Below are 8,024 nucleotides of genomic sequence, written 5' to 3'. Positions count from 1 at the left end.
TCGAGGCATCACAGTCACGTCGGCGTCCCGGACGGACGCCGGCCTATTTTCCCGCATCAACAGCGGCCGTCACAGGCCCCCGTTACTCGCGGGGGATTACCAGGTGTATTCCGCCACTCGCCCGCCCTCGACGGTGATGGTGCCGTGGAGGGTGTGGTGGTCGCGCCAGATGTTGTAGGCGCCGGCGTGGACGCGGGGGAAGACGGCGTTGTGGCGGATGCCGTCGGGGAGGTGGCGGGCGTGGACCTGGTTGTGAAAGCGCTGGTGGTCGGAACCGACGGGGCTGAGCTCGATCTCGGCGGAGTCGAGGTCGGGTCCGGTGTGGATGACCAGGGCGCCGATGTCGCCGCCGATGTCGAGGACGAGGCTGTCAGCCAAGGGGGACGCTCCTACTTCGCCGGGGTGTCGAAGCCGTCGTGGGGCACGCCCAGGAACGGGAAGTGCGGCATGAACTGGATGTCGAGGTTGGCGGGGGTGAGGCCGTCGGTGAGCTGGCCGGCGACGGCGTCGGGCTTGAAGTTCTTGTCGATGAGGCTGAAGGTGACGCCGGCGATGGCGCGGAGCTCGATCGACACGACGTCGTCGTAGACGCGGCGGCCGTTGGGGAAGCCGGCCAGGTCGCCGCCGACGACGCCGAGGATGTTGGGCTTCATGGCCGGCGGCACGGCGGTGTTCAGGCGCAGCATGTCGGCCTGGATGTGGCCGGTGTTGTTCTGGAACCCGTTCACGACACCGGAAGGCAGGCCGGTCAGCAACACGGCGGCGAGGTCGTCGCGGGACTTGCCGGACTTGTTCAGGGCGTCCAGGTTGGGGAAGGCGCCCGGGTACAGCACGGGCAGCAGGCCGGCCAGCTCGGGCTTGGTCACGAACTGGGCGAAGTTCTTGTCGTCGGACGGCTGCGAATGATTCCACTCGTCCTTGCGGGACATGGGAATCAGCACCTCGTTGACGAGCGGGTTGCCCAGCCGGGACACCTGGGTCCACGGCCCGGAGTACTCGTGGCGGCGCTTGACGTCGTCCCACAGCTTGACCTGCTGCCGGCGGGCGGCGGTCCACACCCCGATGACGGCGGCCGGGTTGTTGACGTCCTTGGCGTTGTAGCCGCCGCGGGTCAGGTCGGAGATGGGCACCTGCAACGCGATGGTGTGCACGTTGAGGTCCTTGGTGGCGTTCACGCCGCCGGAGTTGACCAGCTTGGCCAGCCCGAAGTTGTTGTGCGCGGCGTCGAACGGGCGCAGCCGGCCGAGGTCGAAGATCGCCCCGAGGTCGACGTAGAAGCCGTCGGAGCGCTGCCCGGCGAACACCTTGCGGCCGCCGCCGAGGTCGCGCACGGCGTCCTGGGCCAGCTTGCTGTAGTTCGGAGTGGACAGTGGCCCGATGTTGCACGGCGGGCTGGGCAGGTGGGCGCCGAGCTTCTGGCTGTAGCCCTTGCTGATCCGCGTGACGTCGTAGAACTGCTTGCGGTTCCAGTTCGGCGAGTCCAGCGACTGGATCGGGCCGGTGTTGTACAGGAACGTGTTGTTGTTGCCCAGTTCGGTCTTGAACCGGAACTGGTAGGTCACATCGGCCCGGCCGTCGCCGTCGTTGTCGATGTTGATCTCGTACAGCACGTCCTCGCCGAACTCCCAGAAGTTCGGGCCGGCGGCGGGCGACTGGAGCGGCACGTAGTTCGCGATCAGCGTGACGGTGTTGGGCGCGTCGGGGCTGACGAACGCGTACAGGTCGGCCGAGTCGGCGACCGGGTCCTGCGAGATCTCGGGGGCTTCGCGGTGCGATGACAACGTCAAACTCCTCGTCAGCGGGCGGCCTGGGCCAGTCGGGCGGCCAGTTGCGGGTCTTTGAGCCGGACCAGCTTGGTGCCGACGAAGATGTCGATGTCCCCCGACGCGACGTCCCGGACGTGCGCGACCACGGGCTCGGCGTCGCCGCCCGCGGCCTGTGAGTCGGTCTGCGCCGACGCGCCGGTGGTGAACGCCTCGACGGCGACACCGCCGACGACACCGGCGGCGCCGACGGCCAGTGCGCCGCGCAGCAGTTTGCGGCGCGACACTGGGGAAAGACTTGTCATGATCCGGGTCTCCAGACACAAGGTACGAACTGGCGCGAGTCGGGTCACCAGATCACTTCGCGCGGAGAACCGGATCAGTTCACTCGAATGCTATTTGCAAGTCACTTGCAACAAGCCGGACAGCAGTCACGGCAGCACGACGACCTGCCCCGCGAAGCTCAGACCAGCGCCGAAGCCCAACAGCAGGGCGGTGTCGCCGCTGCGCACGGCCCCCGAGGCCATCATCGTGTCGATGGCCAGCGGGACCGACGCGGCGGACGTGTTGCCCTGCTCGATCACGTCGCGGGCGATCGCCACCGACGCCGGCAGCCGCAGCGACCGCGCCAGCCCCTCGGTGATCCGGTCGTTGGCCTGATGCGGGATGAAGGCGTCCAGGTCGGCCACGTCGAGGCCGGCCACCTCCAGGGTGCGGCGGGCGACCTTGGCCATCTCCACGGTCGCCCAGCGGAACACGGGCTGCCCCTTCATACGCAGCGCGGGCGCCTCGGCCGACGGGTCCTTGGCCAGCTGGTCCCGCCAGTCCAGCCAGCTGTGGTCCTGGCTGATCAGCTCCGACTGGCTGCCGTCGCTCCCCCACACCACCGGCCCGATGCCGGGCTCGTCGCTGCCGCCGACGACCGCCGCGCCGGCCCCGTCGGCGAACAGGAAGGCGGTGCCGCGATCGCGGTCGTCGATCAGGTCGGTCATTCGCTCCACGCCGATCAGCAGCACGTACTCCGCACTGCCGCCGCGCACGATGTCGCCGGCCAGGGCGAGGCCGTAGCAGAAGCCGGCGCAGGCGGCGGAGATGTCCATGGCGCCGGCGTTGACCGCGCCGACCCGGGTGGCGACCTCGCTGGCCGCCGCCGGCGTCTGCTTCAGGTTGGAGATCGTCGCCAGCAGCACGCAGCCGATGCGCTCCGGGTCGACGCCGCTGCGCTCGATCGCCTCCGCCGCGGCCGCCGTGGCCATCTCGACGATCGTCTCGTCCTCGCCGGCCCAGCGGCGGCAGCGGATCCCGGACCGGGTGCGGATCCATTCGTCGGACGAGTCGATGAGCCCGGCCACCTGGTCGTTGTCCACGACCAGTCGCGGCCGGTAGGCGCCGATGCCGAGCATGGCGGCGTTGCGGACGGGGGCGTTGCTGCGAATGGACGCCCTCACGGCGGCGGCTCCTGTCGTCGACGAAAAATCACGTGCCGTCAAGGAGATCCGCTACCGATCGGTAAGGCAATTCCGTCGGCGGTCGCGTCCGCCACACCCAAAAACGAACCCGTCTCGTTTCGCAAAAATACCCAGGAAAACACCTCGGGCGCCGCGGGCCCGATCGACCCGCGGCGCCCGTCCCGTCCCCGGTAGTACCAGCCAGAATGCCACCCGAACCAGTGATATACCACCCGAGGGCGGCGAAATCACCGGCCCAGCAGCGCCCCGAGAACCGACACGTCCACGCCGACCAGTGACTCGCGGTGCACCATGTTCGGCCCGATCGGCACATCCACGTCGCACGGCACGACCAGCACCGTGCAGCCCGCGGCGGCGGCCGACACCGAGCCGGTCGGCGAGTCCTCGACCGCCACGCAGTCGGCCGGGTCGACGCCCAGCAGCCGCGCCGCCTTCAGGTACGGCTCCGGCAGCGGCTTGTTGCGGCCGTCCACCTCGTCGCCGCAGATGGTCACGTCGAAGAAGTCACGGCCGATCGTGTCCAGGGCGACCTCGGTCAGGGCCCGCTCGGTGGACGTGACCAATGCCGTCGGGATGCCCGCTTCCTTCACGGCGACGAGCAGATCGGCCGCGCCAGGCCGCCACGGCAGGCCGTCCCGGAACAACTCCTCTGTTCGCTTGGTGAGAAACCGGCCGCCCTCCTCCATGGCCAGCCGGTCGTGCGGCAGCCCGAGGTCGTCGAACATCAGCACCATGGTCCGGTCCATGTTGGACCCGATCATGACGGCCCTGGTCTCCGGCGAGAGCGCGCCGCCGAGGCTGGACGCCAGATCGGCCAGCGAGACGTCCCAGACCTTCTCGGAGTCGATCAGAGTGCCGTCCATGTCGAACAAGACCGCCGCCGGCCTGCGCACGGTTACTCCCGCCTGTCGAAGTCGAAGCCCGTCCAACCGTAACCGAGCCGACCCCGCGGGCCTGCGGTTCGCGGGCCCGGTGCGGCCAGCGCCACACCCCTGCGCCGACGAGCCCGCGTTACGACGCGCGGGCAGTAATGAGGTGCACCGATCGAGTCGGCGGCGGCCCAGGTCGTAGGCTGGACCGGTGACCGATCCGGACCTGAACCCAGAGGGCGCCTCGGCCGAGCAGCGTCAGCTCACCGACCCCGTCCTCGTGGCCGCTTTCGAAGGGTGGAACGACGCCGGCGACGCCGCCAGCACCGCGATCGAGCACCTCGAACTGACCTGGGACGCCACTCCCCTCGCCGAACTCGACCCGGACGACTACTACGACTTCCAGGTCACGCGGCCCACGATCCGGATGGTCGAGGGCGTCACGCGGCGGATCGAGTGGCCGACCACCCGGCTGTCGGTCTGCCGCCCGCCGGGGTCGTCGGTGGACGTGGTGCTCGTGCACGGCATCGAGCCGAACATGCGGTGGCGCAAGTTCTGCGCCGAGCTGATGGGCTACGTCGAGCAGCTGGGCGTGACCACCGTCGTGACGCTCGGGGCCATGCTGATGGACACGCCGCACACCCGCCCCGTGCCCGTCACCGGCATGGCCTACGACGCCAACTCCGCGGCCAAGTTCGGGCTCGAGAGCTCGCGCTACGAGGGCGCGACCGGCATCGTCGGGGTGTTCCAGGACGCGTGCGTCCAGGCCGGCGTGCCGGCCATCTCCTTCTGGGCCGCCGTGCCGCACTACGTCTCGCAGCCCCCCGCCCCCAAGGCCACGCTCGCGCTGCTGCACCGGGTCGAGGAGGCCCTCGACATCGAGGTGCCGCTCGGCGCGCTGCCCGAGCAGGCCGAGGAGTGGGAGGTGACGGTCACCGAGATGGCCGAGGAGGACGAGGACGTGCGCAACTACGTCCGTGCCCTCGAGGAGCGCGGCGACGCCGACGCCGACAACCAGCTCAGCGAGACCAGCGGCGACGCCATCGCCGCCGATTTCGAGCGTTACCTGCGCCGCCGTGGCCGCGGCGGCGGCCCCGGCCAGCGCGGCGACGGCCCGCCCGGGCCACTGGGCCGGCAATAGGTTGGCGTGAACGCCAAGGCGGCGGGGATCTCCCCGCCGCCTTTGTGCGCGATTCGCTATCCGGCGGACCGAATGCTTTCCACGACGCGCGGGCGCCAGCGTTCCGGGCCGGCGTGCCGGCGCAGTTCCCGATCGACGGTGTCGATCGACGCGTCCAGATGGAACAGCGTGGTGTCCATTACGCACAGCCGATAGACGTCATGCACCGGCACCATGAATCCCGGCATGCTCCACGGCCGCCGCGTGACGGCGTCGTCGCGGTTCGGCGCGATGCGGATCTCGGTGTGCCGGCGGGCCCGGCGCAGCCTGGTCGGCGCGGTGACGACGGTGACCATCTGGACGTGGCGCACGTCGTCCCAGTGAATGTCGATCCTCCGGCCGGACAGGCCAACCGCGATGCCATCGGGCACGATGAGCATCATCCACCGGAGCCGACACACCAACGCGGACGCGGACACGGCGGCGACGACGGCGAAGGGCACGAAGAGCACCGTGACGCCGGCGGTGCTCCAGTCCACGACGATGAACACGTTCATCAGGAGCAGGAACGTGGCGATCGGCGCACCCAGCGTCACCCAGCCGGCCACGCGGCCCGTGATCACGGCGTGGTTGTCCTTGCGCCGCACGCCGCGGTCGGGCCGATAGGAGTCGTCCCAGCGTGGCCCGGCGTAGGGGGCCAGTGCCGCGGCGAGCGTGGCCCGGCGAAACGTCAGGGACAACGCGTCGACCAGCGCCAGCTCGCGTGAATCGGCCAGTCGCACGTAGACGGTCCACAGGCCCAGGGACGGCCGCCACGGCGACGCCAGGCCGATCTTCTCCACGTCCTCCCACGCGAACTCCAGGCGGCGGCCGAAGCGCTCCAGCCGTAGACCGTCCGGCCCGACCTCGAGTTCGGCCGGAAAGCAGGCGCACACCGCGAGGAACAGGCCCGGCGCGCTGCCGACCAGGGCCGCCAGGGCGGAGACGATCATGGTGGCGGCAGATGCCGTCGTCAGGATGGTCGAGGCCGGTTCCATCCCGAACACCGCCAGCAGCGCGCCGCCGCCGAACAACTGAAGCGTTCTGCTCCGGAACACCTTGACGGTGCGGAGTTCGGCCGCCGCCGCGGCCCGCGCCTCGGCGATTCCCTCGCTGCGAAGCCAGGCCACGCCGCCGAACCGGCGCACCGCGTCGTCAACGGCCGACGGCGTGGCCGCCAGCTGCCGCGTCCGCACGAAGACGTAGTCGTTGGGTATTTCGGTGCGCCGCGGTCCCGGCCGCCATCGCGGCGGCCGACGGAGCGCCGCGCCCGGCAGCAGCCGGACCCAGAGCTCGTATTCGTCGCTCGACAGGCGCAGGAGCGTCACATTCGCCACGTTGATCCAGTCCACGGCGTACTGGCGCTTCGCGACCCGCAGCATCATCCCGCGATCGTCGATCTCCAGCTGGAGGTCCGTCGGCAGAAAGGTGTCCGCCCAGAAGTACGCCAGGATGGCGGCCAGCACCACGGTCGAGGCCCAGATCGGGAAGTTCTGGTCGAAACAGACGATCAGCGCCGCCAGGCCGGCCGGCCACGACACCCTCGACACCGTCTTGTGCGCATTGCGGTACCCGGAGGCGAACACCGCCCGCCGTGGCAGGGCCGCGACCTGCTTCGGCGTGGACACTCCGACGCCGGCGTTGCGCACCAGGCCGAGGTGGCCGGCCCGGTCGCGGCTGGCCGCGTGCGGCTCGGGCAGTCCCTCGGCGACCATGCGGGCGTGGACGGTGTCGAACACCTCGTTGAGCGTGAGCACGTCACCGCGGCCGGCGACGCCGGACTCCAGGACGTCCAACAGCGCCGCGGTGAACGCGGTGTAGCGGTCGCCGACGGGCGCGGCGGCCGTCTTGTACCGGTCGGCCGACGCCGCGACGAAAACGCCGTCGAACGTGGCCAGCGCCTCGGTGAGCGGATCGCCGCTCATCATCTCCTTGATCGCCTGCGCGCTGAAGCAGCTGTCCACGATGAGCACCTTCGTGGCCGCACGTGACGCGAAGGCGTCCTTGATCGCGCCGAACGGGACCGCCGACAGCTGGGCCAGGTTCTTGCGGCTCTCCCGCACCGCCAGGTACGCGCTGCCGTCCCGGCCCGGCAGCCCGTGGCCGACGAAGTAGACGAGCAGCAGGTCCTCGGCCTCGGCGGCGGCCAGCGAGATCGCCTCGATCACCTCGACGCTGTTGCGCGGGTCGGCGACCAGCCGGCAGTTGGCCCGCGGCAGGCTGCCACGGGCGGGGTCGGTGAGCAGATTGTGCACCGCCTGCGCGCTGCGGCCGGCCGAGGGCAGCTGCGGGATCGTGGGATCGTCGTAGGCGGCCGAGCCGATGATCACCGCTCGGCTGCGCTCCGGGTCGGGCAGCCGCGGCGCCTCAGTCATCGGCGAGGAAGGCCGTGACGATCTTCTCGGCGTTCTTGACGTCCTTGATCGTCACGGTGGCCGTCGCACCGTCCGCGGCGGTCCTGGTGATCGTCACCTCGGACTTGCGGGTGGCCAGCCATGAGGTGAGGTTGTTGGCCAGCACCGTGGCCATGCCGCCGGCGCCCATCACGACGACCAGGACCTCGCCGAGATCGCCCATCGCGCCGGGCTCGATCTCGGTGTCGCCGAGCCGGACGGCGCCGGTCAGGGCGGGATCCAGCTCCAGCCAGGCGCGCAGCGCGAACAGGTCCTCACCGGCGACGGCTATGGCGATCTGCATACCCATCGGCATCGTGTCGGGCCGGCGGACGTTACGGGTCGGGCTGGGGTTTTGCCATGAGTGAGGC

At 70.3% G+C, this 8,024-nt stretch carries 8 protein-coding genes; 1 reads left to right on the top strand and 7 read right to left on the bottom strand.

Translation table 11 applies throughout. From position 1 onward, the window contains the following. Positions 1–96: 96 nt before the first annotated feature. The 5 genes from AB0M73_RS29955 to AB0M73_RS29935 form a co-directional block, all read right to left on the bottom strand. Positions 97–378, bottom strand: coding sequence for a hypothetical protein (locus AB0M73_RS29955; RefSeq protein WP_363897306.1), 282 nt, complete (start codon positions 376–378; stop codon positions 97–99). 11 nt (positions 379–389) lie between these two features. Continuing rightward, a complete protein-coding gene (locus AB0M73_RS29950; RefSeq protein ID WP_363897303.1) occupies positions 390–1,781 on the bottom strand; it encodes a DUF4331 domain-containing protein in 1,392 nt (463 codons plus the stop codon). 14 nt (positions 1,782–1,795) lie between these two features. After that, a complete protein-coding gene (locus AB0M73_RS29945) occupies positions 1,796–2,050 on the bottom strand; it encodes a hypothetical protein (RefSeq protein WP_052396089.1) in 255 nt (84 codons plus the stop codon). A 144-nt stretch (positions 2,051–2,194) separates the two neighbouring features. Further along, positions 2,195–3,211, bottom strand: a complete 1,017-nt coding sequence (locus tag AB0M73_RS29940; protein WP_363897300.1) for a beta-ketoacyl-ACP synthase III — start codon at positions 3,209–3,211, stop codon at positions 2,195–2,197. A gap of 248 nt (positions 3,212–3,459) precedes the next feature. Further along, positions 3,460–4,125, bottom strand: a complete 666-nt coding sequence (locus AB0M73_RS29935) for an HAD family phosphatase (RefSeq protein ID WP_363897297.1) — start codon at positions 4,123–4,125, stop codon at positions 3,460–3,462. A gap of 187 nt (positions 4,126–4,312) precedes the next feature. Here AB0M73_RS29935 and AB0M73_RS29930 point away from each other — a divergent pair, with 187 nt between their 5' ends. Then, a complete protein-coding gene (locus tag AB0M73_RS29930; RefSeq protein ID WP_363897294.1) occupies positions 4,313–5,242 on the top strand; it encodes a PAC2 family protein in 930 nt (309 codons plus the stop codon). Positions 5,243–5,298: 56 nt separating this feature from the next. Here the strand turns inward: AB0M73_RS29930 and AB0M73_RS29925 are convergent, their stop codons facing one another. After that, positions 5,299–7,635, bottom strand: coding sequence for a caspase family protein (locus tag AB0M73_RS29925; protein ID WP_363897291.1), 2,337 nt, complete (start codon positions 7,633–7,635; stop codon positions 5,299–5,301). Continuing rightward, entirely contained in the window at positions 7,628–7,957 is a 330-nt protein-coding gene (locus AB0M73_RS29920; RefSeq protein ID WP_363897289.1) for a hypothetical protein, read from the bottom strand. The genes AB0M73_RS29925 and AB0M73_RS29920 overlap by 8 nt, the downstream gene beginning before the upstream one ends. Positions 7,958–8,024: the final 67 nt, after the last annotated feature.

This window comes from Kutzneria sp. NPDC051319 (assembly GCF_040682195.1).
Taxonomy (GTDB): Bacteria; Actinomycetota; Actinomycetes; order Mycobacteriales; family Pseudonocardiaceae; genus Kutzneria.
The sequence above is the reverse complement of the archived record's forward strand: the minus strand, read 5'-3'. Positions and strand labels throughout refer to the sequence as shown.

What these genes read in the sequence shown, in the direction of transcription:
- AB0M73_RS29925 (WP_363897291.1), bottom strand. Translation starts at nt 7,635, where the DNA reads ATGACTGAGGCGCCGCGGCTGCCCGACCCGGAGCGCAGCCGAGCGGTG.
- AB0M73_RS29920 (WP_363897289.1), bottom strand. Translation starts at nt 7,957, where the DNA reads ATGCAGATCGCCATAGCCGTCGCCGGTGAGGACCTGTTCGCGCTGCGC.